Raw genomic sequence first — 24,788 nt, 5'->3', positions numbered from 1 at the left:
ATAGCAAAGATGAAAATCAAGTTTCAATATATATTTTTAGCACTATTCGCAGGCTTCCTCGCTACATCTTGTAAAGAAGAAACCGTTGAACTCTATAATTCTTCCGACGGCGTATATTTCAATTACGGAACAAAAGAAGGCCTTCGAGCAACTGTGAACTTTGCCGATTCTATATTAACAGCCCCTACAGAGATTTCAGTTCCTTTGAAGTTGAAACTCATGGGACGTGCTTCAGATAAGCAACGCACCGTTGTTTTAAAATCAAGAGCAGTGCAAGGAGTGGCAGAAGCAGTGGTAACATGTCCCGAAATAGTGTTCGAACCCAACGAATTCCTAAAAGATGTGATGGTGAAAGTGGCACGTCCTTCTATGTTAGACTCAACTTTCCAAGCGGAAGTATATATCAGTGATGTAGAAGGTAATAACCAAATAGGACCAGGACTCAAGAATTTTACCAGCTTTACTATCTATGCAAAAGAAGCATATTCAAAGCCTAGACAGTGGGACGGCATGGCAAGTTCATACTTAGGAGAGTGGAGTATGGCAAAACAAATATTGCTTGTGCGCATCACAAAGCAAAATAATTTCTATACAACAAACGATTATAGCAAATTTGTTCAATGGAACTTACAAGCGATAGACAGCTTGCGTACTCAACAAAAGAAGAACCCACAAACTCCAATAACAATTGATATTCCATTTACAAACGATAACTCTTACAGCAAACCATGGTATTGGGGCAACTTGCAAGAAACCTATCTTGGAACTTATAACAGTGGGTCTTTCGTTGGACTTTGCAACGGCTTAGACGTTACAACTGCCAATGAGTACACCACTTTGAATGGCAATGAAGCAGCAATGCAAAACCTCAACAAACAAGCTGTGGGTCAAATGCTTTTAAAGTATAACACTTATTATCAAGATGGATGGCGTCAAGGAAGTTCATATAAAGACTTCTTCTATGTTCCAATGCTTCAAAATGTAACCTATGAGTTGATTGAACCACAAGCATGGAAAGACGAACAAGGTGGTAAAGAGCTTATCGAAAAGTATTATGGAACCTACTCTTTAGAGAAATATCGATTCATGGTGAAAGTGTGGTTACAACATAAAGGCAGCGATTTCGTTCTCAATCAACTCTTCCCTGTTATGAACGAGTGGGGCAATGTGCATTGGGACGACTCACTAGGAGGCGAAGATGCTATCAAAGCTTGTAACAAATTGTTCCGTGAAAAAGTAGCTCAAGGAACCTATCCATTCACCTTCCCAGAGGTGCAATGAAACCTATTGAAAAATAACAACTTACAAATTCTTCCATAAAAGCATAGCTATTGTAACGCAAAAACATTGTTTTTAATATGTAAAAACAGTGAGATTAAGAGCAAAAAGCAATACTTTTGTAGAACATAGAAAATGTGGTTGTTAGCCTAAAGCAAATATAAGTTTAGACAAACAGAAAAAACAACAGTTGTATGAACATAAAAAATATAATTCTAGTGATGAGCATTGCTGCCTTATCTTCGTGCTATGGAGATAAAGGAAACTATGTGTATAACTTCGATGAGATGAACTCTATCGATTCATTAGAGTTCACTCCAGCTACGGTTGAAACCCTAAATGGTAAAACAATCGAATTCACTCAGCCTTTAACAGCCGACGACACACAAAAAAGAGTAGAAGTAAAAGTGCGTCAGTCACACCATAAAAATACCGATCTACTCGATTTTAAATGGATATTGTCTTATCAAAAAGATAAGAAAACTGTGAAAGATACCATTAAAACAAAGGGCTATCTTGATGTAACTCTACCCGTGAAGCAAGATACACGCATTTCTGTTCGCTTAGAAGTGAAAGACCAAAGCACAGGACTTGCATCTTATCGTAACTTCACTATCGCAACTCGTCCTATCTATAAAAACAGTTTGTTCTTCCTACATGGGAAGCCAGGCAATATGCGTTTGGGTAATATCGAAACCATTGGAGCAACAACTCAAGTACGAAGCGATGCCTATAAACTTATTTATAAAGATGCAACCAATGTATTTGCAGATGCTTATAAGTTGATGTATCATTATGGATTGGTGGCTGAAGGACGAGAGTTCTTGAAGAAATATAACCTCGTAGTCTTCTCAACCAATGGAGAAACAAAGGTTTATAATCCTTTCGGAATGGTACCAAGATTTACTGAATACAAAGATTTTGTTATTCCTCAGACACCTCAAGGTGCCTTCCTTCCAAGCAATATCATTATGACTGGCGACCCATCTAACCAATCAGACTTCTATTGTATGTTAGGAAAAGATGGTCGTTTCCTCACTGCTCGCACCATTCCTTCATTCAAAACCCCTGCAACCGATGGCTCAGTTTCAGACTATAATGTAACTGCTGCTGCTATTACAGCAAATGAATTCGTGTTCTGGGACGCACGTCACAAACGTTTCTTGCGTGTAAATAAAGACGATGGTTATGGCATTTGGGCAGAACAACAAGCTTATCAAACACAGCTTAACAACCCTGTTCTCGATGCAAATGTAGATTTTAAAGCGTTAGGCACAGCACTTTCTCCTAAGGATAAGACTGCAGTTTTAGGCTTTATTCAATATCGTGAGAACTACGAAAAAGCCAATCCTCATTTCATTTTCAAAGATAATAACTCATCTAACTATTATCTTTATCAGCTAACATCAACCCGTGCAGAAGGCGATGGCGATAATAATGAAGATGCAACAGCACCTGCATATACCATCAAGGGACAACAATTAGAGAACTTTACACCTTCTTCTCCTTCTACAGTTCTATACAACACATGGTTTAGTACAGCCTTTGTGTTCTATGCAGAGGGTGCTGATGTGGTGCGACACAATTTGAATAATGGTGATAAAACAGTGCTTTACACTGCTCCCGACGGCTATTCTATCTCTTGTATGAAGTTCCGTTCGGATGATACCTTTATCTATTCAGGCGACCTCGGACGCTATCTTACAATTGGAATGAATAAAGGTGACGAAGGAGCAATTACCGAAGTTCGTTTGAATACCGCATCAGACGTAGACGAAACCTACCCAATTGTGGTTTATAACACCGACAATGAAGGAAATAAATTGGGCAATATCAAAGATTTTCAGTTTGTTCGTGAATACTCATACACACTCCCAACGAGATAAGATAGAGAGCAAAAACAGCTGAAAAGCTATTGTCGACAAATGATTTAACATAACAACTCATCAATAGAAACAATCAACATGCAAACGTTTGTATCAACTTATGTGAAGGAAAAAGGAAAGAGCTTGTTTTTAACTGCTGCACTTTTGTGCTTTCCTTTCCTCTCTTTTGCGCAGAAAACAAGTAGTGTAACTGGTGAAATAAAGGGTTTGACAGAAGGTAAACTGCAAATTCTTGTACGAACATCAGAAACAAAATGGGATACTATTAGTACCACTCCGTTTTCTAATGGCATGTTTTCTTTCTCGCAAATAAAGGTTGCTCGCCCCATGTTTGCACGCATATCGGTAGTTGGTTATCAAGGAGGTTTCAACTTTTTCTTAGAACCTAATGCTACCTATAAAGCCTTATTGCGTGATGGAGACGGCTGGTTTATCACTGGAGGAGAGTTGCAAAACGCACAAACGGAATATCAAAAAGGCTGTGGCGTGTTGCAAAATCAACTCGTAGCGTTGCAAGCAAAGAGCGATAGTTTGCGCAAAGCATTAAAATATGGTAGTGCAAGTAAAGTCAATGATTCTATTACTATGGTTAAAAAAGAATTAGACATGCTTCGTACTTCTTATTTAGGTGCAAATAATAACATTCTTTCTGCTGCTTTAGTACTTCAAGAATTAGAGCAGATGGACGCTACTTTAAATGCTTGTAAGGAGCTTTATGCACAGTTAGGAGAAGGCGCAAAAGCAAGTAGCTGTGGTGAGATTGTGAATCAACGCATACAACGTTTAGAGAAAGTTAGCCGAGGAAGTAAGGCTCCCGACTTTACTCTTCCTACCTTAGATGGAAAGAGTTTTACCCTAAGTGCAATGCAAGGAAAGGTGAAGATTGTAGACTTTTGGGCTTCGTGGTGCGGTCCTTGCCGACTCAATAACCCTGTTTTACGTCAGTTATATGCTGATTTCCATAGCAAAGGACTCGAGATTGTGAACGTTTCTCTTGACGAAAAGCGTGATCGTTGGGTAGAGGCTGTGAAACAAGATAAATTGGTTTGGACTCAGGTTTCATCTCTAAAAGGTTGGAAAGATCCTGTAACTCAGCTTTATAGTATCACTGCTATTCCTGCAATATTTGTGCTCGATGCCGACAATAACATTATTGCAAGCGGTTTACATGGCGAAGAATTGAAGAATTTTGTAAGTGGTTTATTTGCCGAAAAAGGCGCAAAATAATGATCGATCAATAAAACAGAGTTCTATAAAAGTGCATCTCTACAGGGCAAAACGCCTTGTAGAGGACTTAGAACTCTATGCGAAGATGATAGTAAAGTAAAAATTAAGAATCTATATCAATATGAAAAAAGAACTTTTATGTCTTTTTATGTTCTGCGGTAGTTATGCCGTTGCTCAGCAGAACAATCATTATGTCATCTCAGGCTCAATGCGTATCGACTCTTTACGCTACACACCTGAACGTATTAAAAAAGTGTATTTGGCTCGTGAAGTAGACGGACAAAACGTTGTTGTCGACTCTGCTGTGGTAGAGAAGGGTAGCTTTAGATTTGAAGGAGTTGCGCCTGCGGCAGTAGAACCCTATCACATTACAGGCTTTGACAATGGAAGTGTGCAGTTCTTTTTAGAGCCTGGCACTATCGAAATCGTTCCTTTTGATGCCCGTTTCCCTGTTGGTGCGCATGTAAAAGGTACACCAGCCAATGAAGTTCTTTATGCATATAAAAAGCAAGAGGGTGAGAATGGAGATTTAGCAAAGAAGCGTATGGACAAGGCTTTGGCTGCTTTGCCAGAGGCACAACGCAATGACGATAAGGCATTTTACCCTTATCAACGAGCTGTTTACTATGTAAATAGTCTTTCTCACCGCACTTCTGCAATGCGTTTCGTTACCCAACATCTCGATTCACCTGTTGCACTTTACATCATTAAATACGACCTTTTGCGCTTCTTTACACCTCAAGTGCTCGAAGAGGTCTATCTAAAATCGGTGCCATCAGAATTGAGAAAGCACCCAATGTATCGTGAACTCACCAACTTAGTGCGTGCTGCCAACTTGGAAGTTGGCAAACCTGCGCCCGATATTTCAGGTAAAACACCTGACGATAAAAGTCTTAGTTTGTCTGATTTAAAAGGAAAGTATGTGCTAATTGATTTCTGGGCATCATGGTGTGGACCATGTAGAAGAGAGTTTCCAGTGATCAAACAAGCCTTAGAAGAATTCAATGGAAAGATTCCTTTCACTGTGTTGAGCTATTCAATCGATAGTAAAAAGAAAGATTGGGTAGACTGCATACAACGCAATAGTTTAACTCATGCCAACTGGTATCACATCTCTACACTTCAAGGTTGGGGTTCTTCAGATGCTAAACTCTATAATGTAGAAGCCGTTCCACGCACAGTTCTTATCAGTCCTGAAGGCGATATTATGGCTTTCGACCTACGTGGTGAACAGCTAATTGCTGCTTTAAGAAAGATAAGTAGCGGTGAATGGAAACCTATTTCAAAGCCAACTATTGTGGCAGACAATGGCTTATTGACCGAAGATGTGAAACCAGATGCAGCTGATCAACAAACTTATCAAGATTATTTAGCCTTTGATAAGGTGAAAGAACAACAGATTGCGCAAGGTATTGAGAAGCTACGCAATACAAAGGGAGAGGCTTATCTCAATACAAAAGATGGTGAAATAGATCGCACAAGTGTTGAAAAGATAGCTGAAATCAACTATATGGCTAATCGTTTGCACTTCCTTTTAGAGCACAACGATACTCCTTTGATGCCTCTTTTGATGCAACGTGATATCTTAAAGCTATTTAATAAGGAATATGGAAGACAGTTTGTAGCTGCTGTTGCGCCTTCTGTTTTGCAACATCCAAATACTCGTTCTTTAGAAAATAGCGTGCGTTCGCTCAACTTAATGCAAGGAAATGATGCTCCAGATATCAACCTTCAATTAGCAGATGGAACCGAAAAGCGTTTGAGTAGCTGCTTAGGTAAGTATGTATTGCTTTCTTTCTGGGAGTCAGGTAATGCTTCTTGCAAAGAAGAAATGGCACGACTAAAGAAGCTATATGGTGAAACTAAGGCTCAAAAAGATAAATTCACAATGGTAAGTTGCTCTTTAGATAGCGACTTAACCAAGTGGAAGAACGCAATGAAGTCACTCGGTATCAATCGTGAAGGTTGGTTACAAGCATGCGATGGAAAGGGTGTTCAATCTATATCTGCTCGTCTATTCCATGTAAAAGATGTCCCACAACACGTGTTGATTGACCCAGAAGGAAAAGTAATTTCTTTAACATTGCGTGGCGATGAACTATTAATGCGAGTTAAACAAATACTTTCTGGCGACCTATATTATCAAAATGAAGGTGGAAAGAAATAAAATATAAAAGGAGAAATCTCTCTTAAACAGGTTAAACGATATGTGATATATGGACTTTGTTTGAGGGAGATTTCTTTTTTTATGATGAAAATAAGAGGGACATACTTATCCTGTTGATAGGTTAAAACGATTTAGAAATAAGGTCTACTATTACTAACTTTTATTGAATGACTATCCTTTTAGTGAAAAGAATGGTTGTAATGGTGTTTTCTTAGCGTAGAAAATAGAGCACGTTTGTGCTATGAATAGGATAGTAAATCATTATAAAATGAAGTGAGAACCTTTATTTAAAAGGGTATTTATAATATTATTTTACCGCCTTATGGCCTTATATTCTTCTATATAAAGATGCTCATTTGGTTTGAAAACGTTTTGTAAACGATTGAGATAAGATGCTTAACTACATATAAATCATAATAGGTAGGTATCATATTTTTTAGAAATTGTGCGAAAATACCTAAAAGTAGGTATTGCAAGACAAGGCAAATGACTCTAACTTTGCCGAAAATTTTTAAAACCTTCACATTTCTTTTAAAAATGACTTTACTGCTCATGGTATGCAAACTCTTTCATACCATGATTGAGAAGCTTTGCTCTCAATTTATAAAAGCACGATAAGTCGTGATAAATTTGTTATGCATTATACAAAAAAGACGCTGCCTTTGCTTCTCGCACTAACGCCATTTACAATGTATAGCCAGGCACAATCAGGCGCACAAACGGAGCAAAAGAACGCAATGACCGACTCGGTTTATAAGATAAAAGAGGTGGTTGTGCGCTCCAATCAAATGTTAGGAAGTAAGTTTGAGGCACGTAATCGCACTGGTTCTGCTTATTATATTTCTCCCGAAGAACTTGGAAAATTTGGTTACACCGATATCAACCGTATGCTAAAAAGCGTGCCAGGTGTGAACGTTTACGAAGAAGATGGATTCGGATTGCGCCCTAACATCAGTTTAAGAGGTACCAAAGCAGAGCGAAGTGAGCGTATTTCGCTAATGGAAGATGGCGTTTTAGCAGCCCCAGCACCATACTCTGCGCCTGCAGCTTACTACTTTCCAAATGCTGGACGCATGTATGCTATCGAGGTTTTGAAAGGAAGTAGTCAGGTACAATATGGTCCTTTCACAACTGGTGGTGCAATAAATATGGTGTCAACTCCTATTCCTACGAAGTTTAGTGCAAAGCTAAACACTTCTTATGGTAGCTATAACACACTTAAAACCTATGCAAGTGTGGGCAAAAGCTTTAAATATACGGGCTTTTTAGTGGAGTATTTACGCTACCAATCAGATGGATTTAAGAAAGATGAGCCTAACGAACGTACAGGATTTCATCGCAATGACTTGATAATTAAGTTCTCGGCACAAACCAATAAGGAGCAAGGGCTTAACCATTTGTTAGAGTTAAAGTTTGGTTTTGCTAATGAAACATCAGACGAAACCTATTTAGGCCTAAGCGAAAGTGATTTTGCTTCACGTCCTTATTACCGCTATGCGGGTGCCCAAAAGGATAATCTTAAGACCCGACATACACAATGGGTGGCTACTTATCTTATTAAATTAGATAACAAATTAAAGATAACCACCAATTTATATTATAACTATTTCTTCCGCAATTGGTATAAGTTGAATGAGGTGAGAGCAGGTATTACTAAGGCAGAGCGTCGCTCTATTGATGCAGTACTTGCCGATCCCGAAACCAATGAGGATTATTTTAACATTGTAACAGGTAAGACTAACTATATAGGAGAGGCTTTAATGTTACGTGCCAATCATCGTATTTACCACTCAAGAGGTATTCAATCGAAGGGAGAATACCGCACAATGCTAGGCGGAGGCTATCTTACTGCAGAACTAGGACTACGCTATCATGCCGATAGTGAAGACCGATTTCAACAAGACGACGGCTATTCTATGCAAGATGGACGTATGAGTTTGTTCTTAACAGGATTGCCTGGAAGTAATGCTAACCGCATAACTACAGCCCATGCGTGGTCGGGTTATTGGCTAGGAAAATGGTCAAAGGGTATTATTACCCTTACAGCTGGTATGCGTTATGAAGATGTTGAGTTGCTTAATCGCAACTATACCAAGGCAGATCCACGTCGAACCGGAAAGATACGTATTGAAACTCCAAACCATGCTCGTGCTTTATTGCCTGGATTGGGATTCAATGTGAAGGCTCTACCCATTCTATCTGTATTCGGAGGAGTGCACAAAGGCTTTGCACCTCCTAGTGCTTCGCTTTATCAAAAGGCAGAAAGTAGCGTGAATGTAGAAGTGGGTATGCGTCTAACAACCAATAAAATGAAGTTAGAAGCAATCGCATTTAACAACAATTATTCCAATATGCTTGGCAGTGACTTAGCTGCTCAGGGCGGACAAGGTACACTTGAGCAGTTTAATGTGGGTAAAGCAATGGTCAATGGTTTAGAGTTGATGTTCCAATATCTGCCTCTTCCAAAGCATTTTGCATTCCAACTCCCCATTCAACTCTCTTATACTTACACCAATACGCAGATGAAGAACGACTTTGAAAGCTCGGCTTGGGGACACGTTCACTATGGAGATGAGATCCCATACATCTATAAACACGCCTTTAATGCACAGATAAGTCTTGAACATAAGCGTGTAGAAGCCAACTTCGGAGCACGCTTTAATGGCGATATGCGTACGACTCCAGGACAAGGAAAGATTGCAGAACGTGAGAAAATTCCTGCTCATGTTATCTTAGATGCATCGCTAAAGGTACACATAAACAAAAACATCACCATCAGCTTAAATGGCATTAACTTAGCAAATAAAAAGTATTTGGTGTCTCGTCACCCATCAGGTTTGCGTGCAGGACACCCCTTAGGCGTTTATGGTGGATTGCGTTTACAATTATAAAAGAGAAAAATTAGAAGAATAATCATTATCAAAAAGTAATGTATAGATTTACAAAAGCAAATAGATTATTTGCCATTGCCATACTCTTGTTTTGCGTTCTTTCGGTATCAGCACAGATACAAGGAACCATTTCGGGTACAGTTAAGAACGAACAGGGTGAAACTCTGATGGGAGCATTGGTGCAAGTGTTAGAAACTAAAGAGAAAGTTGTTACCAATATCGATGGACATTTCACCATAAAGGCTACTACTGGTCAGACATTGCAAGCGAGTTATCTTGGAATGTTAACCCAAAAGGTGAAGATTGCTAATCATTCTTTGACCATTGTTTTAAAGAATGACAGTCGACAAATAGACGAAGTAGTTGTAACAGGCTATCAGAATATCCGCAATAGAGTGTACACTGGTGCCGCAACATCAGTGAAGATGGATGATATCAAGCTTGAAGGTATTGCCGATGTGTCACGCATGTTAGAAGGACGTGTACCAGGATTGTCTATCCAAAACATATCAGGTACCTTCGGATCAGCCCCTCGTATCAACATTAGAGGTGGCGCTTCGATCATAGGTAACGTGCAACCGCTATGGGTTATCGATGGAGCTATATACGAAGACCTCGTTCATTTGAGTCTCGATCAATTGGCTTCGGGCGATGCAGTGACACTTATTAGCTCTGCAATATCAGGACTTAACCCCACAGATATACAGGACATACAGGTTTTGAAAGATGCTTCTGCCACCTCAGTGTATGGTGCAAGAGCATTGAATGGTGTGATTGTTATTACAACCAAGAGTGGAATGAGAGACACACCACTTCGTGTTAGCTATTCAACAGAGAATACCATACGTTTGAAACCACGTTATAATGATTTCGATTTGCTCAACTCACAAGAGACAATGTCGCTTTATCAAGAGATGAATGATAAGGGCTATTTTGGTATAACCAATTCATTATATGGCAGACGAAGCGGTATTTACTATCAATTATATAAAGATTTGAGTACCATCAATCCTGCAACTGGCGAATATTATCTACCCAATACGCCAGAAGCACGAATGAATTTCTTGCGCCAACGTGAGTATGCCAACACCAATTGGTTTGATCATCTATTCACATTGAAGCCCATTACCAATCATGCTATAACCATTTCGGGTGGCGGAAAGAACTCTGCTACCTACGCATCAATAGGCTTTTACAATGATGCAGGTTGGACTATTGCCGACAAGGTGAGCCGCTTTACAGCCAATGTAAAGAACACTTTTTATATAAGTGATAAGTTCACAGCAACGCTTACCACACAAGCTAACGTGCGTTCGCAGAAAGCTCCAGGTACAATGCCACAGCGAAAGAACAACACCTTGGGAGTTTTCGAGCGTGACTTCGATATCAACCCCTTCTCTTATGCATTGGGAACAAGTCGCACTTTGCGTCCTTATAATGAAGATGGAAGCCTTGAATACTATCGAAATAACTGGGCTCCGTTCAATATTCTCAATGAATACGACAACAATAAGATGAATATCTCTGTGCTCGACTTTAAAGTTCAGGGAGAAGGTACATATAGATTGAATCAAGACATGGCCATTAAAGCATTGCTTTCTATGCGCCAAGCCTACACAAGTACTACACATGAGGTACACGAAGGTTCCAATATTGTACAAGCATTTAGAGCCAATGAAAATCCATTTGTAGCTCAACAAAATATCTATTTGGTGCGAGATAACGACAATCCACAGCTCCAACCAAAGATAGGATTAACGCATGGAGGAATCTTAAACAAAACAGAAGCATCGCTAAAGAGCTTCTTAGCTCGTATAGCTTTCGACTTTGATAAGCGCATTAACAATCATGATTTGAAAGCATTTGTATTTACAGAGTTGCGTTCTGCAGAGCGTACGGTGAACCCTTTCCAAGGTTATGGCATCCAATATGACAGAGGAAATCAGATTTACACCAATCCTTTGATATTCAATAAGCTGATAAACGAAGGCAATAGCTATTTTAATTTGCAGAATAGATATGATAGAGGAATCACCTTTTCGTTTAATGGTACCTATGGATATGCAGGTAAGTACATTTTTAATATGGTGCTCAACTGCGAAGGTTCTAACACTTCTGGAAAAGGAGCACGTGCTTTATGGTTGCCAACTTGGAATGTTGGAGCCAAATGGAACATTGACCAAGAAGAGTTTATGAAAGACTATAAAACGATTTCTCGTTTGGCTTTGCGTGCAAGTTATGGCTTAACTGCAAAGATGAACGAAGAGGCAATCAGTGCAAACTCTATTTATAAGAGTGGCATTGTTAATCGTTATAATTTCGATAATCGAGAAAACAAGCTCAATATTATTCACTTAGAGAACCGAGATCTCACATGGGAAAAGATGTATGAGTTAAACATTGGTTTGGAACTTGGATTGTTCGACAATCGCATTAGCACAACATTAGATGTTTATCAACGTAACACCTTTGATTTGATAGACCTCGTTCGCACCTCTGGAGTGGGTGGACAATATTATAAATATGCCAACTTTGGCGACATGCGTACACAAGGTGTTGAACTTGGCTTGCACACTAAAAACATTGTAACAGATAACTTTAGCTGGAGCACAAGTTTAACATTAAGTGCCATGAATCAAAAGATTACCCGCTTATTAAACACTCCTAACGCCTTTGATATGGTGGTTGGAAGAGGCAGAGGCAACATTGTTGGTTATCCAAAGGGCTCGCTCTTCTCGTTTAACTATCAGGGATTGAATAACAATGGCTTACCTACTTTCGACTTTGGACTTTATCCTTCTAACAAAGGAGAATACTCAAACATAGCAGGTGCCGACTTCCTCGACACCCAATACACCAAAACCTATTTGTTATATCATGGTCCAATAGAGCCACAGGTGATAGGAGGTTTGTCGAATACCTTTAAATATAAGGATTGGACACTATCGTTCTTCCTCACCATGCAGGCAGGAAACAAAATTCGATTGAATCCTACCTTTGACCCAGAGTTTGGTGATTTGAATGTCTTTTCTAAGTCATATTACAATCGTTGGCTCAACCCTGGCGATGAATTCCATACCGATGTGCCAGTGTTACCATCACAAGAATTGATTGCAAAGGTGGGAAAAGAGAATATAGAACGAACCTATAACACCTATAACTATTCACAAAATATGGTGGCAGATGGTAGCTTTGTGCGAATGAAAAATATTTCATTAGAATATAATGTGCCTAACACATTCTTAGAGAAGTTGAAACTTCGCTCAGTAAGCTTGCGTTTAAATGTAACCAATCCTTTCCTTATTTATTCTGATAAGAAACTAAAAGGACAAGACCCAGAATACTATAAGTCTGGTGGTGTATCACTTCCAACACCAAAGCAATATACATTAACGTTGAACATTGGTTTCTAATTACGACGAAATATGAAAAAATATATATCATTGTTGCTATTTTTTGCACTCTGCTTCTTTTCGAGTTGCAACGATTTTTTAGACAAAAGTCCCGATTCGGATTTAGATGTTGACATCAATTCAGAAGAGAAAATAGCCGATTTACTTACAGGAGCTTATCCCGAAGCCAGTTATATTCCCTTCTTAGAGCCCCGCACCGACAATGTAGAAGAGCGTGTAAATGGAGTTCATTCGCAGTTAAACGAATCGATGTTTTATTGGGAAGACTACGATCAAGAAGACCTTGACACCCCTCTAAACTATTGGAATAGCTGCTATAAAGGTATTGCACAGGTGAATAAGGCGTTGGAACTATTAAGCACCCGTCAAAAAACTGAACGTGTAAAGGCTTTGTATGGCGAAGCATTTCTATTGAGAGCCTACCTGCATTTCATGTTGGTTAATATTTGGGCAGAACCTTATGGGGGGAGTTCTACAAACCCTGGAATACCTTATATCACCAAACCTGAGAAGAATGCGTTGGTAGATTACGACCGAGGAACAGTGAACGAGGTGTATGACAAGATAGAAAAAGATTTGAAACTAGGTATCACCTTGGTTTCAGATAACCACTATAAGCAACCCAAATTCCATTTCAATAAAAAGGCAGCTTATGCCTTTGCGTCTCGTTTCTACTTGATGAAAGGCCAGTGGAAAGAGGTGATTGAGTATGCAGATTATGTGCTTGGAGGTGATCCTAAGACACAACTTCGCTCGTGGAGACAATATGCTGATGAGTTAGAATTTAACCATAAGAGTCTTTATCGCAAGTATATTTCAGTTGACGAGCCTGCCAACTTGTTGCTCACCACAACAGAATCACGTCTTGCACGCAACACTCCTAACGAAAAGTTTGGCTCTACTTTCAACACTGTAGATAAGATCTTTGCGCAAAAAGGAATTGAAGGCGGAGGTGATTATTCAAAGATGAACTTCATAGGAACCTATATTTTCACCTCATCTTTGGCACCTGTAACCACAGGCCGCTATTTAGCTAAGTTCGACGAACTATCTACTACAGAAAGTACAGGAACTAAACCACGTGGACTTTATGTAACAAACGTGCTCTTTAGTGTCGACGAAGTGCTTCTAAATCGTATGGAAGCCTATGCAATGCTAAAGAATTATAGTCGTGCTATCGATGATTTCCTACAATATACTCAAGGAAAGTTCGGCTTTATGCCATCGGTTGATCGTGCTGTTTACCTATCAACCAATAGCGATAATTATAATGTTTACACACCATTCTATGGTTTAACGCTCAAACAATTGGCAATGGTTAAACTCATTCTCGACTTCCGTCAGAAAGAATTTTACCAAGAAGGCTTGCGATGGTTTGACATAAGACGTTTTCATTTAGCTGTAAAACGTACCTCAAAGAGTTCTTATTATTTCCCATTAGAGAAAGAAGACCCTCGAAAAGTTTTGCAAATTCCAGTAGAAGCAATTCAACGAGGTCTCGCTCCTAACCCCCGTGAGCGTCAAGAACTTATCCGTTAACTTTTAAAAGCATTCATATTGATAGCAAATAACAATGAAAATGAAGATAAATAAGATAGCTTTTCTCCTCCTTTTTGTGCTTAATTGCATTGCATGTAGTGAGGATAAATTAAACGAGGTGAGTGTAATCGATGAAGGAAAGGCACAAATCGAGTCTACAGAGCTAGATAATTGGATTTTAAATAACATCACCAAACCCTATGGAATCGAGGTGGTTTATCGCTGGGAGAAGAACAATAATTCTGCAGGAGTATTCATCTATCCTCCTAAAATCGAAAAGGTTCGTGCCGTGTTAGAGGCAGTTAAAGAGCTAGGATTAGAGACTTATCGATTGAATGAGGTAGGAGGTAAAGACTTTTTGTTGGGTCGTGTGCCCATCAAACTATATCTTTATGGTGGTGGAAACCCTGATGAAAATGGGGTAGAGCGACTCTATAATCCACAACTTACAGCGGCAGAGATGTGCTTATACAATGTAAACGACTTCGAAGCAGGTAATGCCGACAAGGTGTTTGTATTGATGCGAAGTGTTCATCATCAGTTAGCTAAACGTCTTATGCAGCTTATGAACTACGATTATGATAAGTTCTTTGCCATTAGCGGACATCGTTATACAGGCACAACAGAGCCAATTGCAGCTCCACTTGGTTATGCTCAAACAGGCAAAGAGAAGTTTGGACTCGACAGTTATGCCAACAAACGTGGCTTTTACACCATGCTTTCGTTCCTTTCTGCCGAAGATGATTTCGCCGAAATCATTAGCTCTACACTCACAAGTACACCGAAAGAAGTGTTCGATGCTGGCGTTGCTGCCCAAACACCTGATACAGATATCGATCCAGAAGTAAACGCTCGCTATGCTAAAGAGGCAGAACAAGCCTATAAAGAGTTTATCGAAAAGCAAGCTTTTGTAAATGAATATGTACAGAAAAACTGGCATATCAACCTCAAACAGATGCAAGTAATTAGCGTTCGTAGAATAAATGCTTATTTAAAACAGCACTAAAACGATGAAGAAAATAAATATAACATACTGCCTTTTGTTGGTAGTTTTATTGGCAATTGGTTGTTCTTCAGACGACAATGTCTTCGACAAATCGCCCTCACAACGCAACAAAGAGAGTATAACTGCCTTGCAAGACGAATTGGTGAATGCGCCTTATGGTTGGCGAGTTCTTTACTTTCCCAAAACCGATTCATTGCTTTTCTCTAATCCTTCTGAACTAATTTCACAGCATGGGTTTAGAGGTCGCTACGGATATGGTGGCGATTGCTTCGTAATGAAGTTCTCAAAAGATAACAAAGTGAGTATGAGAGCCGACTTTACTGAGCAAACTGTGAATGAAGTTGCAAAGAGTGAGTATCTCATCAATCGCAATAGTTTCACACAATTAACCTTCTCAACCTATAATTATATACATCAATTGGTGAACGACCGCTTTGCAGGTAGCTCCGATTTTCTTTATATGGGTAAGAATGAAGATGGTGATTTGGTGTTCCGCACCGCTACTTATCTACAGCCAGCACGTGAATATATTGTGTTCACTAAATTGAAAAATGCAGATGATACACTAGCAGTTGTACAGAAATCTTACGAAAACCGCACTCTATTCGAGAAGATGGTGAACCCTCAACTCCTTATACATAGAGGTGGAAGAACCTATTTTAGAAGTGATATCTATGTGAAACGTGATGTTGAAACCAATCAAGCTCTATTGAAAGAGATTAAAGAAAAGAAATATTATCTCTTCCTTTTCACTCAGAAAAAGAACCCTATTCCAGGCTATCCAGCAAAAGAAATGACTGGTTTAGGATCGGGATATTCGGGCACAGAATATGGTATTACCTTTAGAGCAGGGCTCCGTTACGATAGTAAAACAATGTTCTTTGATTTCCAACGTGAAGGAAATCGCTTCGTTGCAGAGCTTGTTTCGGTATATGATCCATTGCTTCGTACAACAAGATTGGTAAGTAAACACTTGCATCCAGAAGGCGAATTCACAGGATTAAAAGCCGAAATTTGGGACGAACCCGTAGATAATAAGTAAAAGTAAACACGTCATAGAATTAAATATAATGAATATGAACTTGATAAAATATGCTTTATTTGGTCTAACTCTGCTCACTCTTGGTTGCTCAAAGGGTGGGGAAGATTATCCAGAAGAAGACTATGAGGCACTCTTTCCCTTTAAAGGTATAGACAAACCAAAGATATCTTACGAAGATCAAACAATACAATTGGGTGATCCCGATGCATCTGTTGCCGACTATGTGTACCCTGGTGTGGAGATAAAAGAGAATGTACGAGAGTATAAAGTGACACTTGTTTGCTCGTTTAATGAGGTAGATATCCTTGGAGAACGTGTGAAAGAAGATGACATTTCTTCTCGTTATTTCGTGCGATACATCACTCCTGACAAGCAATTGCGTGTTATTTCTGCAAACAAACGTGACGAAACAGCGAGCGTATTCCTAAGCAATGGCAAAGAACAAACCATCACTTTTACAGCAAAATCGGGCTATCCCATGTACCTTTGCGTTAATGGTGTGGGGCCAAGAGGCTCTTCTATCAAGGCAACTATATCGGCTGTGTCTGAAGATGGCTTTACTATTGTGAAACCTTTAACAGTGAATGAACATCAGAATGAAGAGGGAATTGATAAAATCAAAGGTCCTTTCTGTGGCTATATCATTCTTCCTTAGAAAATAAAAGATACGTATGAAAAAAAATATTGTATTTTATCTTGCATTAATTCTTTTCTCTTTCGCATTCCAATCGTGTGAACATTGGGAAGGAGAAACTGTGGAATCGGCTTATCGTATGCCTACAATTCCCGACCCAAGCTATCAATTTAAACGCAATGGAAGTAGCAGTGTAGACTATCTTGAATGTAGTTTGTTGCGTGAACCCATTGACTATATCTACAATAGTTATCTTAAAATTGCGACAATTATGTATCAAGCCAATATGGATAAGGTGCAAGACTACTACACTAACGGTGAGTTTGGATTGAAGCCAAAGGAAGAATTGGCTGCTTCTTCATTGCACCAAGCAGACAGAACACGCATTTTACAAGATGTAGAAGATATCTTTACAACTACAGGAACATTGAGTGGATTAGGTAAAACCAGTCCTGGAACCTACCGAAACCGCAGAGCTACAACAGGAGTTGGGGGCTATGTGGGAACCAATATCGGTGATGTAAATATTGCTTTTGCCAATGAAAAGGGATTAGTTGTTGCCGAAATGTTCAACGGAATCATGTGGGGTGGTATCTACTTAGATAAGATTCTCAACGTACATCTTAACGATAGTCTTTATAATGATGCACGTTTGCGTCGTGAACACGAGAATACTAGCTTGCTTCCAGGCCGAAATTACACCGAATTAGAGCACCATTGGGACTTAGCTTATGGCTATTATCAATATTGGTTGCCCTTTATTCAAACCAGTGGACTAGCTGTTTTGCGTGAAAGTCGCATCAAAATATACAACGCTTTCGCCCTTGGACGACTCGCTCTCACTGAGTTTAGATACGAAGAGGTGCAAGAACACTTGCGATTTATTAGAGCAGAGCTATCTAAAGTGGCTGCAGTGAGAACCATGAGTCTATTAGTTGGCGATATAACTCTTGTAAACTTAGATGAAGATATCAACAACTCTCTGGTGTTTTTATCGAAGGGATGCGGCTCAATTTATGGCTTACAATTCACATTACAGCCCTCAGGTAAACCCTATTTCACTTATGATGAGGTGAAATCTTATATCAACTTACTTACATCGGGTAATGGATTGTGGGACAAAGAGCGCCTACTTGCCCCTGAAACAACCGAAGGATCGCTTAAAAATGTAGCAGCTTCCATAGGTAAACGCTATGGACTCACACTCGATGATATTAAACATTCCAACTAAAAAACATTATATATCAATGATACATAGAATTTATTTCGTTTTATTATTGTTGTTTTTCCCTTTCATTGCCAATGCGCAAATAGGGAAAGAGCTTATTCTTAATGGTAGTTTTGAGGACTATCCAGCAGTAACAACGCCTGTTTATGACGACGATGATGAGGACGATGAGCCAGTAGATCCAAACTACTTCGATCCTTATCTCAAGCCTGTTTATTGGTATTTCAACTCTTCTTTATCTTATTCAAGAGTGAAAGACGCTCACAGTGGCACCTTTGCTATCAAGGTTTATCCTAATGGTGGCTCGTTCTTTTCACGTGATAAAGAATTCAATCCCTATCATATTGCGGTGGAAGCAGGTGCAGAATATCGTTTAGAATATTGGTATAAGGGTCAAGCAAAGAACCCAAATATCGTCGTAACCGTTGATTGGTACAAGGATTTAAAGTCGATTAAGAAAGAAACTCGTGATAAAGAGAAAGCCAAGAAGTTTAAAAGCGAATGGCAAAAGATGACCTTTACGTTTAAAGCACCAGCAGGAGTGAATCGTGCAGGCGTTGGTCTTTACATCGAAAATGATTTCGCTTCGGCAGAATCAGATGGCTATATCCTTATAGATGACATCTCATTTGTTCAAACAAAAGAAGGAGTTGTAAGCCAAACGCTCGAAACTCCATCGAATGTAGTGGCTCGTCCGCAACAAAGAGAAATGGAAATGTCGTGGAATGGCATTGCAGAAGAAGGCGTTAGCTATGAGATTATCAAAGATGGAGAGGCAATTGCCACCACAAAAGAAACCTCTTATATTGTTGAAGGATTAGAACCTGGCAAGTCATATCAATTTAGTGTGCGCACAATTAAAGGAACAGAAACATCTAAACCCTCTGCCGTTGTTACGCAACAAACCCAAAGAATGAATATGGGAGTAGAGGAAGAAGGACGTATTCCTTATTTATATACAGTGCGAGAGGTAGGTACTTGCCCTCGAACTCTTCGTTTGTTCTATCACGATTTGGCCAATCCTAATGCTCAAATCACCTATAAAGTAGACGGAGTAGCGGTGACTCCCGTTAATGGTAGCATCACCTTCGCAAGTAAAGGACAACACTTCTTGCAAATAGAAATAATAGAAACCCCCGAACGTAGCTGGGAAATTGAGTACAAACTGAATGTAGATTAAGAAGAAAATGAAGAAACAAATAGTTTATTTTGCACTGCTTTTATTTTGCAGTTTCATGCTTTTTGCCTGTGACAAGGATAACAATCAAGAGGTAAAAGATATTCGTTTGGGAGTGGAAGACGTGAATGAAGTGTCGTTAAACAAGCTTTCTACCCGAATGATACTGCTCACTGGCGGTACAGGAAAGTACACAGTGAATGTTGCAGACTCAAAGATTGCCAGCGCAAGTATTAGCAAAGACACCCTACGTATTAGCGGAATACTCGAAGGAAACACCTATGCTACGATCCTTTCAGGCGATATTAAGAAGCGAGTAGCTATCAATGTGGTAGTACCTGAATTGAGTATTAGTCAAAATGAGATACGACTTTTCCCCCGAGATGAAAGCAAATTCGTTAGTTTGAATGGTGGTGGAGACGTTGCAGACTTGAAAATTGATGACCCCGACAAAGTGATTAATGCCAAATGGAATGCTAAAACGAATATTCTTGAGATACAAGCGTTCTATGAAGGAGAAGCAAATATTCGCATCATATCGCAAGATAAGAAAGAGAAAAACCTGAAAGTGGTGGTGCGTTGTGATGGAACTGCCGACCGAGTAGGCATTTATGGCACCACATCGCATAACCTTTACGAGCAAATGAATACGGTTATGGCTGTTAAACGCCCTGGAGTTGGTGTGTGGTTGTGCAATGGTGCACGCCCATCTTTCTCTAAAAAGGTACTAAAAATAACGCCTGCCGTTGTCAATCCCGTTGTAGGTACACAAGTAAATGTTTCTTTCTCAATGGTTTATCCTGATGAATTTGCCAATAGCGGACTAAAAGAAGGACAACAAAAGCTATGGGTAGAGGAAGTAAGAGAGAAGACTGCGGTGTTGCGTGGACGTGGTTTTAAAATCGTAATTCCATACGAAAAGAAATAAATACAAGCCCTCTCCAGGCTCAATGGAGAATATATTTTACTAATAATAACTTTTAAATAGACTTTATGAGAATTTTTACAAGCAAGAAAACGATGGTAGCAGTGCTTCTATTTTGCCTATGCAACACTGTCTATTCACAAACAACTTTAACGGTAAATACTGATGCAGGACAGATATCTACAAAGATTTCGGAAACGCAAAAGAATACCATTACAGATTTAAAGGTGTCTGGAAAGATCAATGGAACAGACATTGCGTTCATCAGAGAGATGGCAGGAAGAGCATTAAACAATAATGCTAAGACCGAAGGAAAGCTCGTTTCTCTTGATATTTCCGATGCTCAAATCGTGAGTGGAGGCGGAAATTACTACACAGTTAAGCGTGGATTATCTTCGTTTTCTTATCAAACACAGGAAGATAACGTTGTAAGTCCTTACATGTTTTCAGGTCTTACCAACCTAACTACATTGAAATTGCCAAAAGGCACTACAAAGATTGAAAAGAATGCAGTGTCAGATTGTTCTAATCTAAAAGAATGTTCTATTCCAAGTGCGGTGACTTCTATTGGAGATTACGCATTTGCTAAATGCAGTAAGCTTACTTCTGTAGTGATACCAAGAGAAGTTTCAAGCCTTGGTGTGGGTGCTTTTAAGAACTGTGACGAGCTTAGTTCTGTTACTTTTGCAGCGGGAAATGGTCTTAAACTCATTGCAAAGGAAGCGTTTGCATATAACAGTAGTCTAAAAAGTATCACTCTTCCTGCTTTAGTAAAGGAGATAAGTGAATCTGCTTTTAAGGAATGTACCGCTCTTAAAACTGTGAACTTCTCTGAAAAATTAGAAAAGATTGGTGCAGGAGCATTCGAAAATTGCATTGCACTTGCAACCCTTTCTGAGTTCCCTGCGACCCTTTCTGAGATAGGAGATAAAGCGTTTTTGAATACTGCTGTTACTGCTTATAGCGTAGCAGAAGATAACGAAGAGTATACAGCAGTTGATGGAGTGCTTTACGATGCAGACCAAATTTCACTCGAACTTTATCCTGCTGGCCGTGCAGATGCAACTTTTAAATTCCCTAAAACTGTTTCAAGTATTGAGGAATCTGCTTTTGCTTATGCTAAAAACCTACAACACTTAGAGCTTCCAAACCATCTTACCAATATAGGAGAATCGGCTTTTACCTTCTCTAAAATAACAAAACTAACAGCCTTAGCTGATGGACTTTCTATCGGAAAGAAAGCTTTTAGCAACTGTGCTGAATTGGAAACTGTTGAGTTTAAGGGTGCAGTATCAGGTATAGAAGAAGGAGCTTTCCAAAATGATAAAAAGCTTTCAGCTGTAACTTTTGCAGGAATTTCTGCTCCAGACTTTGGTAAATATGCATTTTATCCTCGAGCATTAGTTCTTAAAATCTATGTTCCAGAAGGATATGTAGAAAGATATCAAGATAAAATCACCAATACTTCTGCAGTTCTTGGTTCTAAGTATGAGGTGTTAGCAAACCCTGCAACTGGCATTCATGATGCGTCTTTAGATAACAATGTTGTTGAAACTGCTCGCTACAATGTAGACGGAACAAAGGCAACAACACGCACAAAGGGAATTAATATCGTAAAACTTTCTAACGGAAAAGTAATTAAAACAATCGAAAAATAATTTCGAATACTAACAATTCGGTGCAATTGCGTAAGGCAAAGAACTTCATTTTAGCCACGTAGTTGCACCGATTTTTTGTTTATAAACCTCAACTTCAATCGAAGTAGAACCAATATCTAACCTATTTCAGCACTAACTCCTATCTTCATCTACACTCCTTATATTTAAAGCATTATGGAGTTGCAAAACAAAAGCATTGACTTTGCGTTACAATTACTATGCTTTTGCCATGTAATAACAATGCTTTTACCTCATAATCTCAATGCTATTGGAAAGCGAATGAGTTGATTTTTGATGTGAGTATTTAACATTTTTAATAATCATATCCCCATAAATGAGGATGCGTTTAATTGAATAAATGCCTAAAAGTCGCTATTTCTGCATTTTTTAGTTTTACAAAATCACTATAAAAAGGTATTGTATATATCGTGAAATACCCATACTTTTGTCTCGTAATTAATTCAAGAAACAGATGAAAACTAAAAAATTAGTAATGCCTTTGGTGGTATTTTGCGTGTTAGGACTCAGCTCTTGTGGCGAAAATGATAGTCCTGCATTTAGTTCTAATGTACTGAAAAATACCGAATTGAGAAATATTCTTACCTCAAAGGGTTTCTCTTTCGATAAAGAAGGAAAGTTAGAACTGAACGAACTTGCTACTTCTACCGTTTCACTTGACCTTAGTAGTACGAAACTTACAGACCTTTCGGGTTTGGATATTCTGCCAAATTTGAAAGAAGTAAAACTCTCTAATAATGGATATGGACCAACTTTCGACTTTTCTGCGTTGCCTTCGCAAATAACAAGCGTAGACTTAACGGGCAATAACATCTATGACTTTGAAGGATTAGTAGACGTTAAGATCGAAAATGAGGAACCTAAAACAACCATTCTTCATGATTTTAAAAAGCTATATCTACCTGCAACTGCTAAATATAATGTAGAAGATTTGATGCCTTACTATCTTCTTAAAGGACAAGAAGCAGACATGCAAATGGCAGATGCAACGGGTAAGATGCAGAAATACAATACCATTAGAGAAATTCCCGATGCTACATTCAACTCTTATGTAAAGACCTTGTATCCAAGTATGTATGTAGATGGCAACCACATCGACATGGCTAAGGTGCCAACACTTGCCGATCAAGGTCATAGTTTCTTGTATCAACCAGACGAAGAAGAGGCTCCTGAGTCGCTTGAAGGTATTGAATATTTTGTAAATAACCCTTATTTAAAAGATTTCTATGTAGCTTTAATCTTGGAAAAACCTTATACTGTGGGTCGTTTAATGCCTCGTTCTAACATAACAGGATTGGTAATTGGCAAAACAGAGATAGTAGGTGGAGTGGATTTGTCGAAAGCTACGAGCTTAGGATTCTTGGTTTTGTCGAATTGTTCAAGTATAACAGCACTCGATTTGTCGAATACTAAGATCTGTAATCAAGAGATTAAAGACTTTAATCCATTTGTTTCAAGTAGATTACAAATATCACATTGTCCTAATTTAGAGTCTATCACCTTCCCAAAACCAGCTACCAATTGTCTACCTTCATTGCTATTAGGCGACTTACCCAAGCTAAAAAAAGTGGATTTAAGTATGATTGAGGCTGCAGAAGAAATACATTTGTTCTTGGATAATACCGCAGTGGTGTATCCAAAGCTAAAGAAGCATTATAACACTTCAAGTAAAATGCTAACCGATTTAGCTACAAGTGAAGAGCAAGTGGCGTTTTCTGTATCTGAAAAAATGCTTGAAACACCAGCCTTAAAAGCCTTTGTTAAGGCCTATGGTCAATATTGTCGTGATGATTCTGAAATGTTTAATGAAGAATTTGGAGCTGCTGCTTGGAAAGAAAATAAAGAAGGTGAATGAGGAATAGCCCCCTCTTTCAACCATAGTTCATTTGAAAATCAGTAAAAGAGCATCTCTTTTTATCTCTAAAATAGGCATAGAGAAATTATAATAACACAAATAATAAACCTCACATGAGTGCAGTTGAATCAACAGCTACGTTGATATCGTGGCTCATGTACAAACAAATTAAAATTATGAACACATGTATTTTGAGAAACATTAAGTATTTACTTGTCTTCAGTTTCTTCTTGTTAATGGCTTCATGTTCGTCAGATGACAACATAGAAAAGAAAGAATCACCAACAGAAGCAATAGACTTGGCTCGTAATTTCTTAACAGGCGATATCGTTTTAAGTACTCATGCAACACTGAATGGAGTGAATAAGACCTTGCTTCCCACTGGTTGTCCAACTCGATTCAACTTTACTTGGAGTACAACTGAAAAGCAAGCTTTTACCATAAAGCTTGAAGATTTCACCATAGGAGAGATGCCTTTCTCTATAACTTACGTTTGCGATGCTAAGTTTATGCCACTTAATTCTTGGGAAAAGAAGGAATATAAGGGCGATGGTTGGTTGAAATTCAATGGTACTGACGGCTATATTGTGTTAGAAAAAGATGGTAAACCAAGTACAATGAAAGGTAGTTTCGTGAAAGGTTACTACAATGTGAATACCCATGAAATTAACTTTATTGTCGATTATAATATGATGAACGTGCGTTCAGAATGCTTCTTGCAAACCATAGACAAGTCTCGTACAAGTAAGTTTGATGCAGAATTCAAGAAATATGAGGCGGATCTTGCAGCTTACAAGAAAGAACACGGATTGTAAGAGAGTGTAGAACGGAAAGTAAAAGAGAA

16 protein-coding genes are annotated in these 24,788 nt (G+C 38.9%); all 16 read left to right on the top strand.

Annotated elements, in window-relative coordinates:
- The first annotated feature begins 9 nt into the window (after window positions 1–9).
- The 16 genes from A3GM_RS0109745 (at window position 10) to A3GM_RS0109665 (ending at window position 24,759) form a co-directional block, all read left to right on the top strand.
- Window positions 10–1,281, top strand: a complete 1,272-nt coding sequence (locus A3GM_RS0109745; RefSeq protein ID WP_018363183.1) for a DUF4843 domain-containing protein — start codon at window positions 10–12, stop codon at window positions 1,279–1,281.
- 191 nt (window positions 1,282–1,472) lie between these two features.
- Window positions 1,473–3,164: a PKD-like family lipoprotein gene (locus A3GM_RS0109740; RefSeq protein WP_018363182.1), complete on the top strand. Its 1,692-nt coding sequence runs from the start codon at window positions 1,473–1,475 to the stop codon at window positions 3,162–3,164.
- A 78-nt stretch (window positions 3,165–3,242) separates the two neighbouring features.
- The gene (locus tag A3GM_RS0109735; protein WP_018363181.1) at window positions 3,243–4,391 is read left to right on the top strand and encodes a TlpA disulfide reductase family protein; all 1,149 of its coding nucleotides are present in this window, start codon (window positions 3,243–3,245) and stop codon (window positions 4,389–4,391) included.
- 121 nt (window positions 4,392–4,512) lie between these two features.
- Window positions 4,513–6,558 carry a TlpA disulfide reductase family protein gene (locus A3GM_RS0109730; protein WP_025830183.1) on the top strand — a complete coding sequence of 682 codons (2,046 nt, stop codon included), beginning with the start codon at window positions 4,513–4,515 and terminating at the stop codon, window positions 6,556–6,558.
- 635 nt (window positions 6,559–7,193) lie between these two features.
- Window positions 7,194–9,449 (top strand): TonB-dependent receptor family protein, encoded by a 2,256-nt coding sequence (locus tag A3GM_RS0109720; RefSeq protein ID WP_025830181.1) that lies wholly within the window; start codon window positions 7,194–7,196, stop codon window positions 9,447–9,449.
- Between the two features lie 38 nt (window positions 9,450–9,487).
- Window positions 9,488–12,862: a SusC/RagA family TonB-linked outer membrane protein gene (locus A3GM_RS0109715; protein ID WP_018363177.1), complete on the top strand. Its 3,375-nt coding sequence runs from the start codon at window positions 9,488–9,490 to the stop codon at window positions 12,860–12,862.
- A 12-nt stretch (window positions 12,863–12,874) separates the two neighbouring features.
- Window positions 12,875–14,401, top strand: coding sequence for a RagB/SusD family nutrient uptake outer membrane protein (locus A3GM_RS11655; RefSeq protein WP_018363176.1), 1,527 nt, complete (start codon window positions 12,875–12,877; stop codon window positions 14,399–14,401).
- A 34-nt stretch (window positions 14,402–14,435) separates the two neighbouring features.
- On the top strand, window positions 14,436–15,407 hold the full coding sequence (locus A3GM_RS0109705; protein WP_025830180.1) for a putative zinc-binding metallopeptidase: 972 nt from the start codon (window positions 14,436–14,438) through the stop codon (window positions 15,405–15,407).
- A gap of 4 nt (window positions 15,408–15,411) precedes the next feature.
- Window positions 15,412–16,449: a DUF4302 domain-containing protein gene (locus tag A3GM_RS0109700; RefSeq protein ID WP_018363174.1), complete on the top strand. Its 1,038-nt coding sequence runs from the start codon at window positions 15,412–15,414 to the stop codon at window positions 16,447–16,449.
- A gap of 28 nt (window positions 16,450–16,477) precedes the next feature.
- Window positions 16,478–17,104 (top strand): hypothetical protein, encoded by a 627-nt coding sequence (locus A3GM_RS0109695; RefSeq protein WP_018363173.1) that lies wholly within the window; start codon window positions 16,478–16,480, stop codon window positions 17,102–17,104.
- Between the two features lie 16 nt (window positions 17,105–17,120).
- Window positions 17,121–18,314, top strand: a complete 1,194-nt coding sequence (locus A3GM_RS0109690; protein WP_018363172.1) for a DUF4856 domain-containing protein — start codon at window positions 17,121–17,123, stop codon at window positions 18,312–18,314.
- A gap of 16 nt (window positions 18,315–18,330) precedes the next feature.
- Window positions 18,331–19,491 carry a fibronectin type III domain-containing protein gene (locus A3GM_RS0109685; protein ID WP_018363171.1) on the top strand — a complete coding sequence of 387 codons (1,161 nt, stop codon included), beginning with the start codon at window positions 18,331–18,333 and terminating at the stop codon, window positions 19,489–19,491.
- 7 nt (window positions 19,492–19,498) lie between these two features.
- Window positions 19,499–20,416, top strand: a complete 918-nt coding sequence (locus A3GM_RS0109680; RefSeq protein ID WP_018363170.1) for a hypothetical protein — start codon at window positions 19,499–19,501, stop codon at window positions 20,414–20,416.
- 65 nt (window positions 20,417–20,481) lie between these two features.
- Window positions 20,482–22,071 carry a leucine-rich repeat domain-containing protein gene (locus A3GM_RS0109675; RefSeq protein ID WP_018363169.1) on the top strand — a complete coding sequence of 530 codons (1,590 nt, stop codon included), beginning with the start codon at window positions 20,482–20,484 and terminating at the stop codon, window positions 22,069–22,071.
- Window positions 22,072–22,543: 472 nt separating this feature from the next.
- Window positions 22,544–23,944 (top strand): leucine-rich repeat domain-containing protein, encoded by a 1,401-nt coding sequence (locus A3GM_RS0109670; protein WP_018363168.1) that lies wholly within the window; start codon window positions 22,544–22,546, stop codon window positions 23,942–23,944.
- Window positions 23,945–24,120: 176 nt separating this feature from the next.
- Window positions 24,121–24,759, top strand: coding sequence for a DUF4903 family protein (locus A3GM_RS0109665; RefSeq protein ID WP_025830176.1), 639 nt, complete (start codon window positions 24,121–24,123; stop codon window positions 24,757–24,759).
- Window positions 24,760–24,788: the final 29 nt, after the last annotated feature.

Source organism: Hoylesella nanceiensis DSM 19126 = JCM 15639 (assembly GCF_000379965.1).
Taxonomy (GTDB): domain Bacteria; phylum Bacteroidota; class Bacteroidia; order Bacteroidales; family Bacteroidaceae; genus Prevotella; species Prevotella nanceiensis.
This window is presented reverse-complemented; position numbering and strand designations above follow the sequence as displayed.

Bases quoted from the DNA above. Each gene is read 5' to 3' on its own strand.
- A3GM_RS0109735 (WP_018363181.1), top strand. From the start codon at position 3,243: ATGCAAACGTTTGTATCAACTTATGTGAAGGAAAAAGGAAAGAGCTTG.
- A3GM_RS0109685 (WP_018363171.1), top strand. From the start codon at position 18,331: ATGATACATAGAATTTATTTCGTTTTATTATTGTTGTTTTTCCCTTTC.
- A3GM_RS0109690 (WP_018363172.1), top strand. From the start codon at position 17,121: ATGAAAAAAAATATTGTATTTTATCTTGCATTAATTCTTTTCTCTTTC.
- A3GM_RS0109665 (WP_025830176.1), top strand. From the start codon at position 24,121: ATGAACACATGTATTTTGAGAAACATTAAGTATTTACTTGTCTTCAGT.
- A3GM_RS0109730 (WP_025830183.1), top strand. From the start codon at position 4,513: ATGAAAAAAGAACTTTTATGTCTTTTTATGTTCTGCGGTAGTTATGCC.
- A3GM_RS0109705 (WP_025830180.1), top strand. From the start codon at position 14,436: ATGAAAATGAAGATAAATAAGATAGCTTTTCTCCTCCTTTTTGTGCTT.
- A3GM_RS0109720 (WP_025830181.1), top strand. From the start codon at position 7,194: ATGCATTATACAAAAAAGACGCTGCCTTTGCTTCTCGCACTAACGCCA.
- A3GM_RS0109745 (WP_018363183.1), top strand. From the start codon at position 10: ATGAAAATCAAGTTTCAATATATATTTTTAGCACTATTCGCAGGCTTC.
- A3GM_RS0109680 (WP_018363170.1), top strand. From the start codon at position 19,499: ATGAAGAAACAAATAGTTTATTTTGCACTGCTTTTATTTTGCAGTTTC.
- A3GM_RS0109670 (WP_018363168.1), top strand. From the start codon at position 22,544: ATGAAAACTAAAAAATTAGTAATGCCTTTGGTGGTATTTTGCGTGTTA.
- A3GM_RS0109740 (WP_018363182.1), top strand. From the start codon at position 1,473: ATGAACATAAAAAATATAATTCTAGTGATGAGCATTGCTGCCTTATCT.
- A3GM_RS0109695 (WP_018363173.1), top strand. From the start codon at position 16,478: ATGAATATGAACTTGATAAAATATGCTTTATTTGGTCTAACTCTGCTC.
- A3GM_RS0109675 (WP_018363169.1), top strand. From the start codon at position 20,482: ATGAGAATTTTTACAAGCAAGAAAACGATGGTAGCAGTGCTTCTATTT.
- A3GM_RS0109715 (WP_018363177.1), top strand. From the start codon at position 9,488: ATGTATAGATTTACAAAAGCAAATAGATTATTTGCCATTGCCATACTC.
- A3GM_RS11655 (WP_018363176.1), top strand. From the start codon at position 12,875: ATGAAAAAATATATATCATTGTTGCTATTTTTTGCACTCTGCTTCTTT.
- A3GM_RS0109700 (WP_018363174.1), top strand. From the start codon at position 15,412: ATGAAGAAAATAAATATAACATACTGCCTTTTGTTGGTAGTTTTATTG.